This window comes from Pseudoalteromonas aliena, assembly GCF_038155085.1.
Lineage (GTDB): Bacteria > Pseudomonadota > Gammaproteobacteria > Enterobacterales > Alteromonadaceae > Pseudoalteromonas > Pseudoalteromonas aliena_A.
The window spans coordinates 1-230 of record NZ_JBAKAU010000118.1; the positions used below are offsets into that span (position 1 = coordinate 1).

The following is a 230-nucleotide window of genomic DNA, read 5'->3' on the forward strand; positions in this document are numbered from 1 at the left end:
TAATACATGGCCTGAACTCTCACCACCAATTTTCGAGCCTTTTTGCTGTAGTAATTCCATTACATAGCGATCACCCACTTAACTACGAGCAAACTCGATACCTTTTGCTTTTAAAGCATTTTCAAGACCCAAGTTAGACATTACAGTGCCTACCACACCTCCACCCAACAAATCATCATCGGCAGCCTGGCAAGCAATAATATAAACTAAATCGTCACCATCGAATACAC

Annotated in this window: 1 pseudogene; it reads right to left on the reverse strand. The window is 41.3% G+C overall.

Features of this window, described 5'->3' with window-relative positions:
• Positions 1-230, reverse strand: a pseudogene (gene glmM / locus V6260_RS18760) (phosphoglucosamine mutase); the annotation flags it as partial.